This window comes from Algoriphagus sp. 10J20-15, assembly GCF_055809615.1.
In genome coordinates, this window is record NZ_JBVVUG010000014.1 from 52,151 (window position 1) to 71,301 (window position 19,151).

At 36.7% G+C, this 19,151-nt stretch carries 18 protein-coding genes and 2 pseudogenes; 18 read left to right on the forward strand and 2 right to left on the reverse strand.

The genetic code is table 11. From position 1 onward, the window contains the following. Window positions 1-14: 14 nt before the first annotated feature. Window positions 15-1,589: a hypothetical protein gene (locus tag AC0L6R_RS07200; RefSeq protein WP_473270587.1), complete on the forward strand. Its 1,575-nt coding sequence runs from the start codon at window positions 15-17 to the stop codon at window positions 1,587-1,589. A 141-nt stretch (window positions 1,590-1,730) separates the two neighbouring features. Here AC0L6R_RS07200 and AC0L6R_RS07205 read toward each other — a convergent pair whose 3' ends face one another. Both AC0L6R_RS07205 and AC0L6R_RS07210 read right to left on the reverse strand, forming a co-directional pair. Then, entirely contained in the window at window positions 1,731-1,925 is a 195-nt protein-coding gene (locus AC0L6R_RS07205; protein WP_473270588.1) for an undecaprenyl-diphosphate phosphatase, read from the reverse strand. Next, window positions 1,837-2,499, reverse strand: a pseudogene (locus AC0L6R_RS07210) (undecaprenyl-diphosphate phosphatase); the annotation flags it as partial. The gene AC0L6R_RS07205 and the pseudogene AC0L6R_RS07210, both read right to left, overlap by 89 nt. 915 nt (window positions 2,500-3,414) lie before the next feature. On the opposite strand from AC0L6R_RS07210, the pseudogene AC0L6R_RS07215 reads away from it, so the two are divergent. The 17 genes and pseudogenes from AC0L6R_RS07215 to AC0L6R_RS07295 all read left to right on the forward strand — a co-directional run. Beyond that, a pseudogene (locus tag AC0L6R_RS07215) lies at window positions 3,415-3,531 on the forward strand (DUF559 domain-containing protein); the annotation flags it as partial. Between the two features lie 741 nt (window positions 3,532-4,272). Beyond that, window positions 4,273-5,532, forward strand: coding sequence for an AAA family ATPase (locus AC0L6R_RS07220; protein ID WP_473270590.1), 1,260 nt, complete (start codon window positions 4,273-4,275; stop codon window positions 5,530-5,532). Window positions 5,533-5,534: 2 nt separating this feature from the next. Next, complete coding sequence (locus AC0L6R_RS07225) at window positions 5,535-6,431, forward strand: HNH endonuclease family protein (protein WP_473270591.1); 897 nt, start codon at window positions 5,535-5,537, stop codon at window positions 6,429-6,431. 189 nt (window positions 6,432-6,620) lie between these two features. Next, complete coding sequence (locus AC0L6R_RS07230) at window positions 6,621-6,791, forward strand: phospholipase effector Tle1 domain-containing protein (protein ID WP_473270592.1); 171 nt, start codon at window positions 6,621-6,623, stop codon at window positions 6,789-6,791. Further along, entirely contained in the window at window positions 6,776-7,708 is a 933-nt protein-coding gene (locus AC0L6R_RS07235; RefSeq protein WP_473270593.1) for a phospholipase effector Tle1 domain-containing protein, read from the forward strand. The genes AC0L6R_RS07230 and AC0L6R_RS07235 overlap by 16 nt, the downstream gene beginning before the upstream one ends. A gap of 699 nt (window positions 7,709-8,407) precedes the next feature. Continuing rightward, window positions 8,408-9,295: a DUF488 domain-containing protein gene (locus AC0L6R_RS07240; protein ID WP_473270594.1), complete on the forward strand. Its 888-nt coding sequence runs from the start codon at window positions 8,408-8,410 to the stop codon at window positions 9,293-9,295. Window positions 9,296-9,298: 3 nt separating this feature from the next. Further along, a complete protein-coding gene (locus tag AC0L6R_RS07245) occupies window positions 9,299-10,141 on the forward strand; it encodes a hypothetical protein (RefSeq protein ID WP_473270596.1) in 843 nt (280 codons plus the stop codon). 327 nt (window positions 10,142-10,468) lie between these two features. Beyond that, the gene (locus AC0L6R_RS07250; protein ID WP_473270597.1) at window positions 10,469-10,855 is read left to right on the forward strand and encodes a hypothetical protein; all 387 of its coding nucleotides are present in this window, start codon (window positions 10,469-10,471) and stop codon (window positions 10,853-10,855) included. A 476-nt stretch (window positions 10,856-11,331) separates the two neighbouring features. Beyond that, window positions 11,332-11,640 carry an HNH endonuclease gene (locus AC0L6R_RS07255; RefSeq protein ID WP_473270598.1) on the forward strand — a complete coding sequence of 103 codons (309 nt, stop codon included), beginning with the start codon at window positions 11,332-11,334 and terminating at the stop codon, window positions 11,638-11,640. A gap of 7 nt (window positions 11,641-11,647) precedes the next feature. Beyond that, window positions 11,648-12,208 (forward strand): hypothetical protein, encoded by a 561-nt coding sequence (locus tag AC0L6R_RS07260; protein WP_473270599.1) that lies wholly within the window; start codon window positions 11,648-11,650, stop codon window positions 12,206-12,208. Window positions 12,209-12,261: 53 nt separating this feature from the next. After that, complete coding sequence (locus AC0L6R_RS07265; RefSeq protein ID WP_473270600.1) at window positions 12,262-13,173, forward strand: DUF4407 domain-containing protein; 912 nt, start codon at window positions 12,262-12,264, stop codon at window positions 13,171-13,173. A gap of 100 nt (window positions 13,174-13,273) precedes the next feature. Next, on the forward strand, window positions 13,274-14,893 hold the full coding sequence (locus tag AC0L6R_RS07270; RefSeq protein ID WP_473270601.1) for a type I restriction-modification system subunit M: 1,620 nt from the start codon (window positions 13,274-13,276) through the stop codon (window positions 14,891-14,893). Beyond that, a complete protein-coding gene (locus tag AC0L6R_RS07275; RefSeq protein ID WP_473270602.1) occupies window positions 14,886-16,298 on the forward strand; it encodes a restriction endonuclease subunit S in 1,413 nt (470 codons plus the stop codon). The genes AC0L6R_RS07270 and AC0L6R_RS07275 overlap by 8 nt, the downstream gene beginning before the upstream one ends. A gap of 6 nt (window positions 16,299-16,304) precedes the next feature. Continuing rightward, the gene (locus AC0L6R_RS07280; RefSeq protein ID WP_473270604.1) at window positions 16,305-17,090 is read left to right on the forward strand and encodes a hypothetical protein; all 786 of its coding nucleotides are present in this window, start codon (window positions 16,305-16,307) and stop codon (window positions 17,088-17,090) included. 224 nt (window positions 17,091-17,314) lie between these two features. Next, the gene (locus tag AC0L6R_RS07285; RefSeq protein ID WP_473270605.1) at window positions 17,315-17,602 is read left to right on the forward strand and encodes a DUF262 domain-containing protein; all 288 of its coding nucleotides are present in this window, start codon (window positions 17,315-17,317) and stop codon (window positions 17,600-17,602) included. Then, entirely contained in the window at window positions 17,547-18,377 is an 831-nt protein-coding gene (locus tag AC0L6R_RS07290; RefSeq protein ID WP_473270606.1) for a GmrSD restriction endonuclease domain-containing protein, read from the forward strand. Before AC0L6R_RS07285 ends, AC0L6R_RS07290 begins: the two co-directional genes overlap by 56 nt. Before the next feature lie 191 nt (window positions 18,378-18,568). Continuing rightward, window positions 18,569-18,997 (forward strand): GmrSD restriction endonuclease domain-containing protein, encoded by a 429-nt coding sequence (locus tag AC0L6R_RS07295; protein WP_473270611.1) that lies wholly within the window; start codon window positions 18,569-18,571, stop codon window positions 18,995-18,997. The last annotated feature ends 154 nt before the right edge of the window (window positions 18,998-19,151 follow it).

A 19,151-nucleotide genomic window follows, 5' to 3' on the forward strand; every position in this document is an offset into this window, starting at 1 on the left:
TTTATTTTAACCGTATGTCAAAATATACTAGAATATTTCTAATTCTTTACCTATCAATTATTGCGTATGTTGGCCAAACATCTATGACCTTTCAAACGTTGGCTTCAGATTCATTCTCCTCATTGAATTTACCTAACGTAGTTTATTATAGTGATTTCGATGCAAAAGGCGATGGAATCACAGACGATATGGAAGCAATTGTTAAAGCCCATGAATTTGCCAATAGACATGGAATAGATGTAAAGGCGGACCAGGGTGCAACGTATTATTTGGGTGGTAAGGATCTTACTGCAATTATCCAAACTGACACGGATTTTGGCACAGCGTCCTTTATAATTGACGATACAGATGTTCAAAATAGAACATCTCCGATTTTTCTGATAAGGTCAAAACTATCATCTTATAAACTCACAGATGTAACATCACTAACAAAAAATCAAAATAAGCTTAACATTCTGGTACCCCAATTGACTTTGATTGAAGCTACAGATAATACTAGGAAGCAATACATTCGTTTAGGGTCAAAACAAAATTTAGGAGCTCCACAAACTGATGTTTTCATTGTAGATAGGGATGGAACAGTAGATCCGAATACACCGATTATATGGAATTTTGATAAAATCACTAATTTAACTGCATATCCTATTGATGAAAAAAACTTAGTAATCCATGGAGGCCGTTTTACAACAATTGCCAATACTGAAAAAAAAAATGTTAGCCGTTTCAGTAGAAATCTAACGGTTAATAGATCCAATGTAATAATAGATGGGATGGAGCATCGTATTATTGGAGAAGGTAATCATGGAGCCCCTTATGAAGGATTTATTACCATAACTAATTCTTCTTATGTGACAGTAAAAAATTCCATATTAACTGGTCACAAAACTTATTATAAAATTGGAGATTCAGGCAAACCCTCCGCAATGGGCAGCTATGATATTACAGTGAGTCGTTCAATAAATGTTTCTTTTATCAATTGTAGACAATTTAACAGTATCACTGACAATAAATATTGGGGCATAATGGTATCAAATTATTGTAAAAATCTTCTTTTTGATACCTGTGAATTGTCTCGGTTTGATGCCCATATGGGGGTAAGCAATGCCTCCATTAGAAATTCTACTTTGGGACAAATTAATGCTATTGGAAATGGTACTCTGAGTGTTGAGAATACTGAAGTAAGAGGGAAAAGCTTCATAAATCTTCGTCCTGACTATGGTAGTTGCTGGGAAGGTGAGCTGATTTTACGTAATTGTACCTTTTTTCCAGCTAATGGTAAATCAATAAGTGCTTCTTTGATCTCAGGTTATAATTCAGGAAAGCATGATTTTGGCTATCCTTGCTTTATGCCAGAGCTTATTACGATTGAAAATCTTCATATTGAGGATTCTAATCATCCCGACAAATACTTTGGCCCCTATTTATTTGGAGATTTTAATCCTAGGTATACTCCTGATTCTACCGGACTAGCTCCATTTGTAACTACAAAAGAAGTAAAGATGAGAAATATCACTACTTCTAGTGGTCAAAAGCTGAATATTAGTAGAAATAATTTAATGTTTGATGACTTAAGAGTAATATCTTATTAAAGGTTTGTAAATCTCATTTTTGTTTACAAATTGTATATACTAACTGCTCTCAATCAATGTAAGCAGTTAGTTGAACTATTACCTCTAATTTAAGTAGTTTGCAGAATTTACTTTTTTCTTGAATGTTACTTTCAATATCTATTAGGTCATTACAAGCAAGAATATTATCCCTAATAATATTCTATAATATCCAAAATATTGAAAACCATAATCTTGTATTATTCTTAAAAATAGCTTCACAGCGAACCATGCACTTATAAAAGCACATCCAAATCCTAATGAAAGCATTAAGTATCTCATGAAAATTAAAATGAATGGGGGTCTTATACAAGTCATATCCTGTAGCTGCAAACATTGTAGGGATCGCCAACAAAAACGAAAACTCAGTTGCTTGCTTTTTATTTAATCTATTGATTTCTCCCCCAATAATCGTAGCTGCAGCTCTGGAGGTTCCCGGAATCATAGCTAAGCATTGCATTAAGCCAATGTAAAATGCGTTTAAATAAGGGATGTTTTCAAGTTCATCGATTTGTGTTTCTTTGCCAAAAACCTTATTATCAGTCCATATCAGCACAATTCCCCCGATTATAAGAGAAATTGAAACGGTAATTGGATTAAATAGATTAGCTATAATAAAGTCGTAAGCTATAAATCCAATTATAGCTGTAGGTACAAAGGCCACAAATAATTTAAAGTAGATTTTTAGTCCTTTTAGGAACCTTTCGATATACATTAAAGCAATTGCTATTATTGCTCCCAATTGTATAAAAATTTCAAAAGATTTTACAAATTCTTTTTCATGGATTTTCATTGCTGAAGAGGCTAGGATCATATGCCCCGTTGAAGAAACAGGAAGAAATTCCGTAATACCCTCTATTATAGCTAGTATAATTGCTTGTATAATGTTCATCAAATGTTATTGAAATTACGTTGATATGTGATCATTAATCTTATGATTTTTGTATATAAATAGCCGTAATTTCGTCGAAATACTCCTACTAAACTTCCTGTAAGTTAGTAATAAGTAACTAATTTTTTTTAAATTATATAAGCTGTTTATTTACAAAATATAGAAGTTTATTGTAATGATTACTTTGCACGAAATACCAGACTCGGTCCCCCCAGTGTTGTACTATGGGTGACAACCAAAATCAGCTAAGGTCAACTTAATAGGTAGATTAGGTATAACCTTTTGACTTTATGTGTTTTCCATTTTTTGGATAGGGAAAGTGAGTTAAGAATTTTACTTAGGATAGATTTAATTGATAAGTGACTAGTTAATGACAAATCAGAACTTTTTATCGTCCTAAAATCATTTATTGAGCTAAAAATTCTAATCTCCGCTAATAATGTAGATCGATACCTAATTGAATTGATGTATCGATATAGGGCAAATTTGAAGAATGATGAATTATCTTATTTGATTGAATTTCCATATACAGGGGGGGTAGATCCTGCTAGCATTAATGGATTTACCTCCAATCACTTTCTGATTATATTGATTAGTAAATGACCTACTCATCCAACCTCTTCAATGGTGCTTCAGCAGCCACACACCAAAAAGCAAAAGAGCTGAGGAACAAATTAACACTGTTGAAAGCAATAAGTTAAAATCTATATGTCAATCTATTTTTAATAATTTAATCGAATCATCTTTTGGAGGTGGGTGGGAATGTCGCGCCAGCGAGCCCAGCGGGGGATTCAGGGCTGAAGCTTTGGCGGCGACAAAGGCTTTTGCCAACTTTTGGCCTTCAAAAGTTGGGATAGATTAAGTAAACCATTTAGTGATTTAGAATTAGCATAAAGTCATTTTAAAGAAAAAGATCTTAACAGAGATCAAGTGATCCAGGAATTTGGAATCCAGATCCTAAGGTTCAAGAATGAAGAGGTAATAGATGATATAGGAGAGGTGATAAGGAAGATAAAAGGATATCTGCTCTGAATTACCCCACCCTAACTCCCGATACGCTGCGCTATCGGGACAGGCACTCTCCTTTAGAGCCTGTCCCGAACACTTGCGGGAAGAGGGCATTTGATTCGTTTTCGAAGGAAAATATTCTCCATTCAGCAGAATCGTGATGGGGAGCTACCCATTTGGGACCAGATCATATCACTTTCAGCAGAATCGATCGCCCTCTCCTAAAAGCCTGCCCCGCAGAATTGCGGGGAGCCTGTCCCGATGTTTTAATCCCGAAAACGAAGTGTATCGGGAAGCAACGCGATATCGGGAAGAGGGAGGGGTGAGGTCAAAAAATACCCTGTATAGGGTATGTTCCCATATCTATTTTTTCCTTTTATTGCACAAGCCTTTTAGTTTATTGAAAGCGCCCAACCTACTTCTTATCCTTTATTCCATCTGGAGCAGAGCCGATCAACCTCTCTCTTCAGAGCCTGTCCCGAGAATCGGGAAGAGGGCAGGGGGTGAGGTAGAACAGCCAACTTTTATCATCCTTCCGGGCATAAATCCGGAACCATCAAACACCTTTTGATTCTGGAATCCCGATGATAGCAGAGCCAATCGCCCTTTCTTCAAGGAGAGGGAGGTGAAAGGTGGGAAAGCCTATTACAAATTAGTTTTGATATCAACGAGGAATTACAAACCCTCCAATATCTTGCTACTTCAAGCGCAGGCGTAAAATTATATTTTAGTTGTAAAAAAAATACCTTCTAGATCTAACAAAAAATGTACATCGAAAAAATAAGTGTTGAAAACTTCAAGGGATTTAAATCTTTTGAAAACCTTGATTTTTTGTATCCCAGTATTTCCAACGATAGATTGGTTAAGGTATTTAAAACAGAAAATATTCGATACAAGAATATTAATGTAGTCCTAGGTAATAATTCATTTGGGAAGACTGCCTTTCTCAAAGCGATTGCCTTATCTAGTTTAGGGCCAAGTGTAAATGATATTGCTTTTCCAAAGCGGATGTGGCTGAGAAGATCAAGTAATGAAGAAATTAGCCAGGGTACAATTTCAGCCAAATTTGTGGCGAATGAACAGGATGATGTTTTATACAGTAGGATAGAAGGAAAAATACTGATTACACAAAAGGAAGGTAATAATGATAGTATTTATTGGAATCATGAACAGTCGAAAGAATGGCATCCGGTTTATGAAGAAAACCCCTCTGCCTTATTTCTTGTCGGCTATGGTGCTAATCGAACTGTCGAATTGCCTGAGTATTTTAAGCCAGCTGAAAGAAAATCCGGCCCTAAAGACAGGCAGATTAAAATTCAAAGTTTGTTTGAGGATACCTATCAACTGATTCCTCTGAATGCTTGGCTTCCTGCAATGCGTGAAAACAATCGGGGGCGTTATGTTCAATTCATTAATCTTCTGGCAAGAATTACTGGTGACAATAATTTCAGAATTACAGAATTTCTTGATGGTGATCAGTTTATTTTTGAAAAAAATGGCGTCAGAATACCATTTGATGCACTTTCAGATGGCTATAGAGCCTTTGTCGGTTGGGTAGGTGATTTATTATACCATATCGAAAAGAGTGCCCCCAGTGGTAAAAAGCTTGTGGAAAATGAGGGAATTGTATTGATAGATGAAATTGATCTTCATCTTCACCCGGCATGGCAAATGAAAATTTTACCACTACTCGCAAATGCGTTACCTAAGATCCAGTTTATTGTAACCACCCATAGTCCACTTATAGTTGGCAGCATACAATGGCAAAACATAATTTACCTAAAACAGGGTAAGGATGGATGGATAGTTCCTGAAAGAGAAGAAAGAAACACTTTTGGACTGGATGCTGATCAAATTCTCGTTTCGGATTTATTTGGACTTCAAACTACCCGCAATAATGAAACTGCGGATCAATTAAGGAACCTATCTCTTAAAGCAGCTACCGGAAATTCAGAAGCTAGAAGTGAGCTTATGGAATTATTGACAAAAGGATCAGCAGAGTCATCAGGTCTAGAATCAATATAACTATGATATCATACAGAAAAAACTTTGATGGTACGGAAATAACTCAAGCCCAAATAGAAGGCTTGATTGAAATCCATAAACCCGGTTGGTTGCGACGTGCAAAAGAACGAACTGATAAGTATAGGGCAGCCGGTGAGGTAACTGACAAATCGCATATTTGGAGTGAGATAAAAGAAGTGTTTATGCGGTTACAAGGGAACAAATGTGCTTTTTGTGAACGCGAACTCGAAGGTTTGGCTTATGGTAAGGGGTCAATTGATATTGAGCATTTTAGACCAAAAAATAATGTAAGGACATGGAAAGTTTCAAAGGAATTTAAGGAATTGGGGATACCCCTAAAAATTCCGAAAAAGGATGCAGGTGGATACTTACTTTTGGCATACCATTCTATGAATTATACTATTTCCTGCGGTCCATGCAATCAGGCAATCAAAAGTGATATTTTTCCAATTTTGGGTGAATATAACACCAAAATGGAGGATCCAGTTAGTGAAAGTTTGGCTGAGAAACCCTTATTAATTTATCCGATTGGAACTTATGATCAGGATTGTGAAGAGTTAATCGAGTTTGAAGGAGCTATTCCAAAAACAAGACATATCGTAGGAAAGGAATTTCAGAGGGCTATTACCACGATTGAGTTTTTTTCCCTCAGTAATGCGAATACCCGTGGAATATTATTTAAAGAGCGTTGTGATCAGATTGTTATTTTAGGGTCTTTGCTTCTAAATGGGCCTCCGAGTAGTAATGTAGAATTAATTGTAAAAAGTTTTACATCAGATACTTCGAAACACGCAAACTGTGCCAGATCCTTTGTACGATTAGTAAAAAATGATCCTGAAAAAGCAAAAATAATATTTGATGAGGCAATTGCTTTTATATCTACCTACGTTCCAAATTGAATGAACTGCGGAACTCCTACACGCTCAAATTTGAAAATGACCCGTGGAATAGTGCTCTTGAAAAGGTTAAAAATAGAATTCTAGAAGTTCTATTCCAGATTTGGGCAAGACTTGATTTTTCAAAAGTTCAAGAACTTTCCATACGAGGCCAATATTTATGAAAATAGTTTTTCAAAAAGGAAAAAGGATATGTCAAAGAACATTATTGTCTGCTGTGACGGCACTGGGAATAAAGTCACTGTAAATGAGAATTCGAATATTGTGCATCTATTTGCATGTTTGGAGAAATCAGCGAAGCAAATTTGTTACTATTCCCCTGCCTGGGTACTACCACACCTTTATGGGTGGAAAAGGACTTGAGTAAAAATTGGTATAAGTTAAAGGCGATGGTTTCAGGGTATTCCTTAAAGAATAATGTTCTGGATGCTTATAAATTTTTAATGGAAAATTATGAGGATGGGGACAGCATTTATTTTTTCGGTTTTAGTAGAGGAGCATATACAGTTAGGGTTGTAGCAGGTTTGATAAGAATGTTTGGAATCCTTCAAAAGGGAAACTCAGCACATTTGGAACAAGTTTATAACCTATATCAAAACTACACGAGTCGAGATTTGAATAGAATTACAGAGGAGGACTCATTTGGAAGCAATGATGTTTCCGACCAAGTGAAAATTGTAGCCCGAATAAAAAGCTCCTTTTCCAGGGGAGAAGGGAAAATTTCGTTTATGGGAATTTGGGATACCGTTTCTTCAGTTGGCAATATTTTTAAAATAAATTCCAACCTTCCTTACACCTATAATTTAAAATATGTCAAATCAGTAAGACATGCCGTGGCAATAGACGAAAGGAGGAAAAAGTTTATGGTCCAGAAAGTAAATCCATTGACCCATAAAGACCTAAAAGAGGTTTATTTCGCTGGGGTACATTCTGATATCGGTGGGTCTTATCCCGAAGAAGGGCTTTCTAAAATTTCGTTAGTTTGGATGCTAGGTGAAGCTTCAAGCTATGGGTTAAGACTTGATAAGAAAAGGGTTGACAAATATGTTTTCGGAGTAGGTGGCAAGTTCCAAGCTCCGGATTTTTTACTGGATATTCATAATTCCTATAAAGGACCATACAAAATATTTAGTCCAAAATACAGAGAAATAACTAAGGGTAGTATCATACATGATTCGGTCGCTCGCAAGCAACAGGAAACGAATTACAAACCTATAAATCTCGAAAGTCTTGCAGGTATGAAAATAGAGAAGGATCAGAATATTGTTTATTGGCCTTAAAAGACCATTATCTGGCCTAAATTTTAGACTGGATCATACTACGCACTTCCTATTTTCATCTGTATAAAGACCCCAGAAGGATTCAGAATTCCACATAAACCCTTAAAAGCACTACATTTCCTCTCATTTCCCCAAAAATACCCTGTACAGGGTATGTGTTCATATCATTTTATTCCTTTTCTTGCTTAAGCTTTTTAGTTATTGAAATCTAAGATCCCGGGAAGCGAAGCGATTCGGGAATAACCAACCTACTTCATATCTCTAATCTACATCTGGAGCAGGATCGATCGCCCTCTCTTTGAGGAGAGGGAGGGTTGAGTTATAACACCCATCCGGACTTAAATCCGGAACCTACTTTATTCTGAATCAGATAGTAAAATGATAGCAGGATCGATCGCCTCCTCTTTCAGGAGGGGGATGGGAGGAGGTAGAAAAGCCAATTGCAAATTGGTAAGAATATCAGGGTAGGCAAGGCGTCTAGAAATGATTCACAAATCATTTTAGCCTTGGGCCAGCTTGTAGGAGAGGCAAATCCCACCCAGTTACCCTGACGAATTGACTACACCAAGTCTTAGGGAGCTGATTAGGACTAGACAATAAGGTATGGCGAATTTTGAGACAGATATAGCCGCCTTATTTGTTGAATTATATAGAGAGCTTTCATCTTAATAAGAAGTAAGGGCTACCTTTGCAGAGATTATGATGTATTACAGAAGGAAAATAGTAATGGCGATTTTGGAAGCCTTTGGAGGTGAGCTAGAAAAACTTCAGCTTCAAAAGTTACTCATGCTTTTTACTACCTACCAAGAGGAAAAGAGTTTTCATTTTGTTCCCTATAAGTTTGGCTGTTTCTCATTTCAGGCAAATGCGGACCTCTCTACAATGAAGAAGTATAAGCAGGTTACCGAAGGAGAGAAAACATGGAAAAAACTAGATCAAACGTCTTTTTGGCAAGTTCTAAAGCCGGAGGATAGATTAGCAGTTACCAAACTGAAAACGAAATTTGAGGGAAAGACTTCCAGAGAACTTATTCGCTATACCTACGTCAATTTCCCCTATTATGCCATTAATAGTACGGTAGCAGAGCGATATCTGAATACAGCGGAAATGGAAATAGTTAAAGCTAAGAAGCCTCTATCATCCAAAAAGGTCCTATATACCATCGGATATGAAGGAATTAGTTTGGAAGAATACATAAACAAACTTCTGGCTGTTGATGTCAAGGTGCTTTGTGATGTGAGAAAGAATTCCTTAAGCATGAAGTACGGCTTTAACAAATCCCAATTACAAATGGCTTGTGATGGTGTTGGGATACGGTTTTTACATATTCCTGACGTTGGAATAGTTGCTGACAAAAGAAAGGAATTGAATAGCCAGAAGGATTACGATATACTTTTTGAAGACTATAAAAAGACAGTCTTACCTGAGACGATATCGCGACAGGAAGAAATACTGGAATTGATTAAAACCCATGACAGGGTTGCTATCACCTGCTTTGAGGCAAATATTTGCCAGTGCCATCGCAAGCATTTGGCAGAGGCAATTTGTGAGCTTCCCTTCTTTGATTATGAACTGATACACTTGTAAGCTATGCCCAGAGAGAAAATCCTTTTGACTGTCACCACTTATCCTTTGCCTTCAAGAAGCTATGATGAATTGGTTTGTACTGCAGGGATGAGAGAGGATGGCACTTGGATCAGAATTTACCCTATGCCACTCAGTTATCTCAAAGGAATGAAATCTACGGGCAAAGTTAAATCCAGAAAATATACATGGATAGAGTTGGATCTGGTAAAACGAACTGATGATTTTCGTCCGGAAAGTTACTCTCCTAAGGATTATGAGTTTAAAGATATTGTAATAGGAGATACAATAGACACCAAAAACAACTGGAAAGTCAGGAAATCTATTTGTCTTCAAAATGTATATACCAATCTTACTAAGCTTATAGAAGATTCAAAAGCCCCTAAGAATGTTTCTTTGGCAACTTTTAAACCTACAAAGATCAATCGCTTGATCATTCAGAAGGATGAGGCTGATTGGAAACCTGTCTGGAAAGCTCTTCAAGAGCAAATGGATATGTTTAATGAACCCAAAGCAGAAGCAAAAGAAGCATTTCCAAAAGTTCCTTGGAAATTCAAGTATGAATTTGAAGATGATGAAGGTAAAGTCTCCAAGCTTATGATAGAGGATTGGGAAATTGGGCAGCTGTACTGGAATTGTCTCGAAGGTGCTCAAGGAGATCAAGAAATCGCTTTGGAAAAAGTTCGGCAGCAATACGAAAAGAATTTTTTGGAGAATAAGGATCTTTATTTTTTTCTCGGTACTACCAAAGAATGGCATTTCCGCAGAGCAAATAATCCATTTGTGATAATTGGAGTTTTTTATCCAATGTTACCTCCTAAGCCTGATGCTACCCCATTGTTTGGCTAGTCTGTTATCTTCCCTTGTTGGGAATACGAATATTTAATTTCAGCAGGATTGTTCACTTTCTACTAAAGTGCCTGTCCCTAAAGAATAGCGGTTCCGGAAGTAGGCATGGGATGAGGTAAAAAAGAATTTCACCATTTACCACAATCGTCTTTGGGTGTTCTGCATGTTTGACCCATAATTTTCCAATTTTCAGCAGAATCGATCGCCCTCTCCTAAAGGAGAGGGAGGGGTGAGGTCCAAAAATACCCTATACAGGGTATTTTTTTTGACTTCAAAAACCACTTTCTTACCTACGAATTAGTTCTAGTGCCACCAACCCAGCTAACCTTGACTAAGAAACTCCTTTATTCTTTCCTGTTCACAGCCTTCTTCCTACTTGCAGCCCAGCTGCAGGCGCAGACGGTCTTCATCACGAAGACAGGAGCGAAGTATCATAAAGAATCCTGTCGCTACGCTAAAACTGGCTGGGCTTCGGATCTGGCAGCAAACAAAAAGAAAGGCTTAACTGCCTGCCTGGTTTGTAAACCATCGAGTGCTGAAACCGGCGAAGCCAAGCCAGTTCCTTTGTCTTCAGAACAGAGTAAAGTGGAGCCAAAGAAGCACACTCAACCAGCGCAAGCATCTAGTCAATGTAAAGCCACTACTAAAGCTGGAACAAGGTGTTCAAGGAAATCTGCTGCTGGAAGTAGTTATTGCTGGCAGCACGATGGGTAGAAATATATATAACCAATTGTAATTTGATAAAGATATAGTGTGGAATTACAAATCCCACCCTATTCCCACAAACGATCTGAATACACCTAGAGGGGGGTAGAGTAAAGATTTGTATAGGATTGGACAGTTAAATAATAAACAGTGCCAAGCGCCACCTCCTAAAGGAGAAGGATGGGTTTGAGGTAGCAAAAATATAGAATCCGAAAATTATTTCTCTTTCTTGCCTAAGTCTTTTACTTCCTTAAATAGAAGATCCCGTGCGTAACTAATCGGGAGAAAGGTGAGGGGAACTAAACCAACTTTTATCACCCCTATCTTGGTTTAAACCCGGAAATTAATTATATCATAACTTATAAGCTATATTATTATAAACCAGCGCTTAAATTATATTGAGGTTTGAATTAGAGCAAATAAATGCTCTGGTCTGGAAATGTATTCGAAGTATATTTTAGTTAAAAATAAAAATTCTCTTTTTTATGAATGAACTTTTTATAAAAACTCAAGAAGAAGGAACTGAAAATCATGGTGGGTATGGGGCATCTCTTTTTGATCCTAGGTGGAAAGCGAAAAGGATTGAGATCCTAGAGAGAGATGGTAATAAGTGTAAGATTTGTAGTTCAACAGAAAAACTTCAAGTTCATCACAGGCAATATCATTTTTCAAGAAGTTTAAACACCTTCAGAGAACCTTGGGAATACTCAAATAACTTAATGGTAACCCTTTGCCAAAGTTGCCATCAAAAAGGTCATCGGATTTATAAAGTTCCAACCAAATACATTAAATAATTAAGCTATGGGTCTATTTGACTTTTTTAAAAGAAACAAACCTAAAGAAGATGATCAACACCAAGTGGGTAATCCGTCCAATGAAATTCCAAAAGATATTTTCGTAGATGACAATGAACCTAGTGAAAACTCTGAAAATTTCTTTAACAAAGAGCAGGTAAAAGGAATCGAATCAATTTATCAATTTCTACAAGCAGACTATGAAAGCCGTGGATACAGTGATGCCTTGATAAGTCCGGATGACTCCTATAAATCTGAAAACATCAAATTAATTAGATATGATTTAGAGATTTTGGTGCAGAAGGTTACCACTTACTATCAAGATTTAATTCGAGAATTAGATTTCCACATGCAATCTAGAAGTAGAGCAGGATTAATAGATCTCGTTGAAGAGCTTAAAACTCGGAAGGATATGGTTTTGGAGCATATGGAAAAAGTGGCTGATCTTAAAAAGGATTCAGAAACAAATGCTGGAATGACTCAAAGAATAGTATTGTCTTATCAGAGGGGATTTATGAGAGGATTATCTGCTCTGACTCAATCGAAAGTTCTTAATAAAATATTATGAAAGATTGGTGGTTGAAATTTGGTTGTTTCCTCACAGGTTATAATTACCAAATATTGAAAAACTCAAGTGAAGTAGCTGCAAAAGCAGTAAAAAAGTACTTATCTGCTATTTTAATCATTTCTGGAGTCTGGGGCTTTATTGGCTTTTTTTTCACACAACGGTATCTGAAGACTGAGATTTTAGGTTCAGTAATCGGTTCTTTGATCTTAGTTTTTTTGATCATTCAAATTGAAAGGCAAATCATCCTTTCAATTGGCAGAAATTGGTGGGCTTCTTCATTTCGAATTGTAATTGGATTAGTGATGGCCATTCTAGGATCAATTATAATAGATCAAATCATTTTTAAGGAAGATGTTGAAAAAATGAAAATATCGGAGATTCAAACAGAAGTCAATCGATTATTGCCCATAAAGACTATGGAGTTAAAAAATCAAATTGCTCAGATAGACTCATTATTAAATTCAAGAGAATTTGAAAGGAACCAAATCTCTAATGAAATCTCGTTAAAACCTACGATTTCCATACCAAGTTCCGAAGGAGAATATGCAAAGGACTCTACTGGAAAAATGGTTTTAGTAGGTAGAAAAGTCTCAAATACGAGTATTGCTAACCCCAAAGCCGAAATGATACCCCAAATAGATGAGCAAATAGCTGATCTAAGGGAATCAAAGAATGAGAAAGAAAAGCAAGTAATTAATATGCAAGAAGTTCTAGATAAGGAACTGAAATCAAAGGTTGGATTTCTTGATGAATTAAAAACACTTTTCGTTATAATCTTGGAATCTGGAGTAGCCATATTCGTATGGACCCTTTGGTTTATCTTTTTTCTTGCTATTGAGCTATTTGTACTTGTTTCCAAACTTGGAGATCCAATCAATGATTATGATAAAACTATTCTCCATCAAATGAATATTAGATTGAAAATGCTTGAAAAATTGGTGGAGGAACAAGTTCCGATCAAATGAAATGGGAAAGAATTAATTTATGTAAGAATTAGTCAAAAGATACTTATCCATACCAAATTCCCCACCTTAAGTCTTAGATTTAAGAAACTATATAAATTATATGGCTAAACAAGCAGCCCAAAAGAATCAAAAGTCCATGGAAGAAACCCTCTGGGATTCGGCCAATAAACTCAGAGGAACAGTGGAAAGCTCAGAATACAAACACGTTGTGCTGGGCTTGATCTTTTTAAAGTTTGCCAGTGATACCTTTACCCAAAGGCGTGAAGAACTGATCACAGAGGGCAAGGAGAAATACCTGGAGATGAAGGAATTCTATAATATGAAGAATGTCTTCTTTCTCGCTCCGGAAAGCCGCTGGAACCATGTCATCGACAATGCCAAACAGGATAATATCGCTTTGATCGTCGATACTGCCCTGCATACCATTGAAAAGAACAATCCTTTGCTGAAAGGCGCACTACCTGACAATTACTTTTCCCGACTCAATCTCGATCCCAGCAAACTTGCCGCCCTGCTCGATACCATCAATAACATCGATACCGTAGGCGATGCCGAGGAAGATGTGGTGGGCAGGATTTATGAATACTTCTTGGGTCGCTTCGCTGCTGCCGAGGGAAAAGGCGGTGGAGAATTCTATACGCCGAAGTGTATTGTAAACCTGATCACCGAGATGCTCGAACCCTACAAGGGAAAGATCTATGATCCGGCTTGTGGTTCGGGTGGGATGTTTGTGCAGAGTATAGACTTTGTGAAAAGTCATCAGGGCAATACCAAAGATATTTCCATCTACGGGCAGGAATATACTGCCGTGACCTATAAACTGGCGAAGATGAACCTCGCCATCCGTGGGATTTCTGCCAATCTGGGTGATGTGCCAGCGGATACCTTCTTTAAAGATCAGCATCCTGATCTGAAGGCCGATTACATTATGGCCAATCCGCCTTTTAATCAAAGCCAATGGCGGGAAAAGAACGAACTGGAAAATGATTCCCGCTGGTCGGGTTTTACCACCCCTCCGGCAGGAAATGCCAACTATGCCTGGATTCTGCATATGCTGAGCAAACTCTCCGAAAACGGAACGGCAGGCTTTGTCTTGGCAAATGGCTCCATGAGTACCAATACCTCAGGCGAGGGAGAGATACGTCAGCAACTGGTGGATAAAGACCTAGTGGACTGCATGATTGCGCTACCGGGTCAACTCTTCTATACTACGCAGATTCCGGTCTGTCTCTGGTTTGTAACCAAAAACAAAGGAAAGCGACCGCATCCAGAAAACCCAGAAAAGGAGTTTCGGGATCGAAGTGGCGAAACCCTCTTTATCGATGCCCGCCAACTCGGCTCGATGATCGACCGCACCCAAAAAGAACTCACCAAAGAAGACATTGCTTACATAGCAAACACCTACCATACTTGGCGAAATTTTACCCCCTCAATCCCCCTGAAGGGGGAAGTGGGATCCGATTCCCCCCTTAAGGGGGGCCAGGGGGGGTATGAAGACATCCCCGGCTACTGCAAATCCGCCACCCTTGCCGAGATCCAAGCCAACGACTACGTCCTGACTCCCGGTCGCTATGTAGGTGTAGCTGAAGAAGAAGACGATGGCATTCACTTCGAAGATAAGATGGCGCAACTGACTGCTACGCTGAAATGCCAAATGGCTCAAGCAGAAGAATTGGATAAAGCTATTCGGGAGAATTTAAAAGTATTAGGATATGAGTGAGTGGGTAGAGTCAACACTGGATGAAGAATATGATTTTAAATCAGGACTGTCAAAGTCTAGAGATCAATTTGGCTTTGGAGAGGGTTTTGTTTCATTTAAAGATGTTTTCTATAATTACTTTTTGCCTCATAAATTAGGGGAACTAGCAAATACTAATGAAAAAGAACAAGAGTCTTGCTCTGTAAAAAGAGGAGATGTTTTTTTAACTAGAACAAGTGAAACGTTCAATGAGCTAGGTATGAGTTCTGTAGCAACTAAAGATTATGAAAAAGCTACATTTAATGGTTTTACAAAGCGCTTAAGGCCGAAACCAAATTCAAAAATTTGGCCTGAGTATATTGGATACTATTTTAGAAGTTCCTATTTCCGTTCATTAGTTACTTCAATGGCAACGATGACAACTAGGGCGAGTTTGAATAATGAAATTCTCACTAAGTTAAAGGTTAAATATCCCCCACTTTCCGAACAAAAAGCCATAGCCCATATTTTAGGGAAGCTGGATGATAAGATCGAGCTAAACCGACGGATGAACCAAACGCTGGAAGCCATGGCGCAAGCCTTGTTTAAAAACTGGTTTGTGGACTTCGATCCCGTGCTAGATAATGCACTGGCAGAAGGTCAAGAAATCCCCGATGAATTACAAGCGATGGCGGAGAAGCGACGCTCTCTCATAGCAAAAGGAAACGTCATTGCGAGCGGAGCGAAGCAATCTCGTAGACTCATCGATTCCAACCCCGAACTTGCCGCACTGTTTCCATCTTCTTTTGTCTTTAATGAGACGCTGGGGAAATGGATTCCTGAAGGGTGGGAGGTGAAAACAATAGACGATGCCGCAACGGTAGTTGGTGGCGGTACACCATCTACTAAAGTGGAAGAATACTTTTGTGAAAATGGTATTCCTTGGTTATCCCCAAAAGATTTGTCCGGTTATGAGTGGAAATATATATCAAAGGGCGCAACAGATATTACTGAAATTGGACTTAAGAATAGTAGTGCTAAACTGATGCCTAAAGGAACTGTGCTTTTTTCTTCTAGGGCACCGATTGGATATATAGCAATCGCAGAAAATAATGTCAGTACTAACCAGGGCTTCAAGTCTTTAGTATCCGATAAAGGGATTCCTACGGAATATCTTTTTCAATTTTTGAAAGCAAATACAGATAAGATTGACTCAGTAGCTTCAGGATCCACATTTAAGGAGGTTTCAGGAAGTGCCTTAAAAGGAATTGTTATAATAATACCTAGTAAGAAAGTATTAATAGAATTCTCGAAAGTCTTGTCTGCATCAAATAGCAGGGCTTTATTCATTCAAAAGGAAACCGAAACACTCACTCAACTTAGAGATAGGTTATTGCCGGAGTTGATTAGTGGGAGGGTGAGGGTGAAGGAGGAAATAATTAAGTAATTAAATATGGGTAGAAGAGATCAACCATTATTTTCATTTGGAAAAAGTGAGGAGGAATTTAAAAAATCAATTCCATCTAGAGTATTTTTCAATCACTTCACTGCTATTAATTATCATATTCAAAATGATAAGGATCGATATAATCTTAAGCAGGTAAATTTTTACAACAGTATAAAAGTAAAAAAGCAAAATTTAGATTTAAATGACTGTAGAAAACTTCTTTGGAATTCATGGAGCACTGAAAGAGCGTTTAAAATGACATCTGATGCTGAATCTGATGAATATTACAAGTTTGCCCTACATTGGCATTTTCCTCAAGCTTATTATTCGGTTTACCTAACAATGACTGCTTTTCATGAATCACAAGAAATAGCAAATGATAACCATGAGAAATCAATCAAACTTTTTGGTAGTTCAATTAAAGATGGACATTACCCAAAAGCAATTAGTTTTTTTGCAAATGGAGATCATAAAGACTTTAAGTATACTGGACTGAATCTTATTAAAGATTTCGATAAAGGCTTTAACGGCTTAAAAAAGATTGAATCCTATGATGATGCAGAAAAACAAATAGGTGTTTTTTTAAAATCAACCCGTAAAGAAAACGCAGAGAATAAGCGTAAACGAGGTGAAAAAGAACATTCAAAACGAAAAGAATTTCAAAATTCTAAAGGTGACCTTGTTAAATCATTTAGCAAAAAACATTGGGATTTAATATATAAAACTATTCCTGAAACAACACTTCTGAATATTCTCTATAGACTAAGATTAAAAGCTAATTATAGATATTGAAACTTTTATGAACGCCGATATTGATTTTAAGCAATTCCATTCATGCTTAGGTGAAATCGTTTCTTATTCGAATTTTGTTCATGAAGGATACCTTCATAAGGCTATAGGAGATAAAGAATATAAGAAAATAGTTGAAGGATTTAAAGGAGAATATCATAAGAATCGGTATGAAAATTTAATCGCAAAAATTTAAAATTTATTTTTAATTCATAATTATTTATTAGATGGCTGATTTACATGTAAGCAAAAAAAATATCTCAAAATTACTGACAGATATTAAAGGTAGAAAATTTATAATACCTGATTTTCAAAGGCCTTATAAATGGAACATTGAAAAATGTGAGACACTTTGGAATGATATAGAGAGCTTTGCACAATCCGAAGCTCAAGACGGATCAGATTATTTTTTAGGAACAATTGTTTCCTTTATAAATGAAGATAAAAATCAAGAAATTATTGACGGACAGCAAAGACTTACATCTTTCTTTCTTTTTGTTACGGGCTTTTTATAAAAAGCTGGAAACAATGCCTGAAGATGATGATGTTAAAGGCTTGAAAAATCAAATTGCACCTTGCATTTGGGATATTGATCCTATTTCCCAAAAAGTAAAAGATTTTAAAAATATTCATATAGAATCTATGGTAGCGACGGAAGAGGATAACGAAGTATTTCATCAAGTTTTAGAAACAGGTCTAGCCGATTCCTCCGCCACCGACAATTATTCTAAAAATTACATATTCTTTAAAATGAAATGTGACTCATATGCTGAGTCAAATCCTTTACAATGGAAGCAACTTTGTGTGACAATTTTAACTCAATGCATAATTTTACCTATAGAGTGTGAAACCTCAGAGACTGCGTTAACTATATTTTCAACACTCAATGATAGAGGTTTACCTCTATCTGATTCGGATATTTTTAAGGCCCAAATTTACAAAAGTAAAACTACAAAGGATGAGCGCGTTGAATTCACAAATACTTGGAAAGAATTAACTCAAACATGTAAATATGCTGGAATTCAAATAGATGATATTTTCAGATATTATTCTCATATCCTTAGAGCAGAGGCAAATGATAAAACTAAAGAGGTTGGATTAAGAAAATTTTATGGCATGACCTCCAACAAAAGGCTAAAAGAAGAGGATTTAATGGATGACATAGTATTCTTATCAAATTTTTGGTATTACGTGAATACTCAAGAAAATCCAGAAGAGTATGAGGAAGAGTATGAGATTTCTACTGAAGCCCGAAAAGTATTTACATTGTCTATCATTGTATCCGAATGATTTTTGGAAATACCCTACAACTGTTTTCTTTTATGTTAATTATAGTTCTGAAAATTTTGTAAATGATTTTACAGAGTTTCTCAAAGAATTGATTTCTAACCTTTTTTCAAAGTTCATTAATTATCCATCAGTAAATGCAATTAAAGATGATACTTATAACACTTGCATATCTCAGATCTAATGGCGAAGGAATGAAATATCGATATGTTTTAAATAAAGATTTATTCAGGTCTGAAATTAGAAAACATTCTTCCTCAAGGTTGTCTAGATCTCTTTTACTTTTGCATGCATATTTGAATCCAAATCAAAAAAATATGATTCCATATACTTTTGATATTGAACATATTTTTCCAAAAAAATGGCAAGACACTAATTATAATGGCTGGAATATTTCAGATGCTTTACAATACTTAGATCGTTTTGGTAATAAGATAGTGTTTGAGAAAAAGCTTAATATTCAAGCTGGAAATGGGTATTTTGGTAATAAGAAAAACAAGTACTCTCAAAGCAAAATAGCAACAATTTTAGACTTAAGTAATTTTCAATTTAATGACTGGGTTAAAAAAGATATTGAGGAGAGAGAGGAACAATTCATTGATGATATTTTAGTCTTTTTTTGAAGAATATATCCCACAAGAGGTATAAATGAAATTCACCGAATCCCAACTTGAACAAGCCTTTATTGCTCTTTTAGGAGATCAGGGTTATCCCTATGTGCCGGGTGAGGAGATTAGTAGGGCCAAGGAAGAGGTTCTGATACGGGAGGATCAGGTG

Coding starts and splice junctions, on each gene's coding strand:
- AC0L6R_RS07225 (WP_473270591.1), top strand. CDS start 5,535: ATGATATCATACAGAAAAAACTTTGATGGTACGGAAATAACTCAAGCC.
- AC0L6R_RS07275 (WP_473270602.1), top strand. CDS start 14,886: ATGAGTGAGTGGGTAGAGTCAACACTGGATGAAGAATATGATTTTAAA.
- AC0L6R_RS07270 (WP_473270601.1), top strand. CDS start 13,274: ATGGCTAAACAAGCAGCCCAAAAGAATCAAAAGTCCATGGAAGAAACC.
- AC0L6R_RS07295 (WP_473270611.1), top strand. CDS start 18,569: ATGAAATATCGATATGTTTTAAATAAAGATTTATTCAGGTCTGAAATT.
- AC0L6R_RS07260 (WP_473270599.1), top strand. CDS start 11,648: ATGGGTCTATTTGACTTTTTTAAAAGAAACAAACCTAAAGAAGATGAT.
- AC0L6R_RS07230 (WP_473270592.1), top strand. CDS start 6,621: ATGTCAAAGAACATTATTGTCTGCTGTGACGGCACTGGGAATAAAGTC.
- AC0L6R_RS07220 (WP_473270590.1), top strand. CDS start 4,273: ATGTACATCGAAAAAATAAGTGTTGAAAACTTCAAGGGATTTAAATCT.
- AC0L6R_RS07255 (WP_473270598.1), top strand. CDS start 11,332: ATGAATGAACTTTTTATAAAAACTCAAGAAGAAGGAACTGAAAATCAT.
- AC0L6R_RS07200 (WP_473270587.1), top strand. CDS start 15: ATGTCAAAATATACTAGAATATTTCTAATTCTTTACCTATCAATTATT.
- AC0L6R_RS07285 (WP_473270605.1), top strand. CDS start 17,315: ATGGCTGATTTACATGTAAGCAAAAAAAATATCTCAAAATTACTGACA.
- AC0L6R_RS07280 (WP_473270604.1), top strand. CDS start 16,305: ATGGGTAGAAGAGATCAACCATTATTTTCATTTGGAAAAAGTGAGGAG.
- AC0L6R_RS07240 (WP_473270594.1), top strand. CDS start 8,408: ATGATGTATTACAGAAGGAAAATAGTAATGGCGATTTTGGAAGCCTTT.
- AC0L6R_RS07205 (WP_473270588.1), bottom strand. CDS start 1,925: ATGACTTGTATAAGACCCCCATTCATTTTAATTTTCATGAGATACTTA.
- AC0L6R_RS07245 (WP_473270596.1), top strand. CDS start 9,299: ATGCCCAGAGAGAAAATCCTTTTGACTGTCACCACTTATCCTTTGCCT.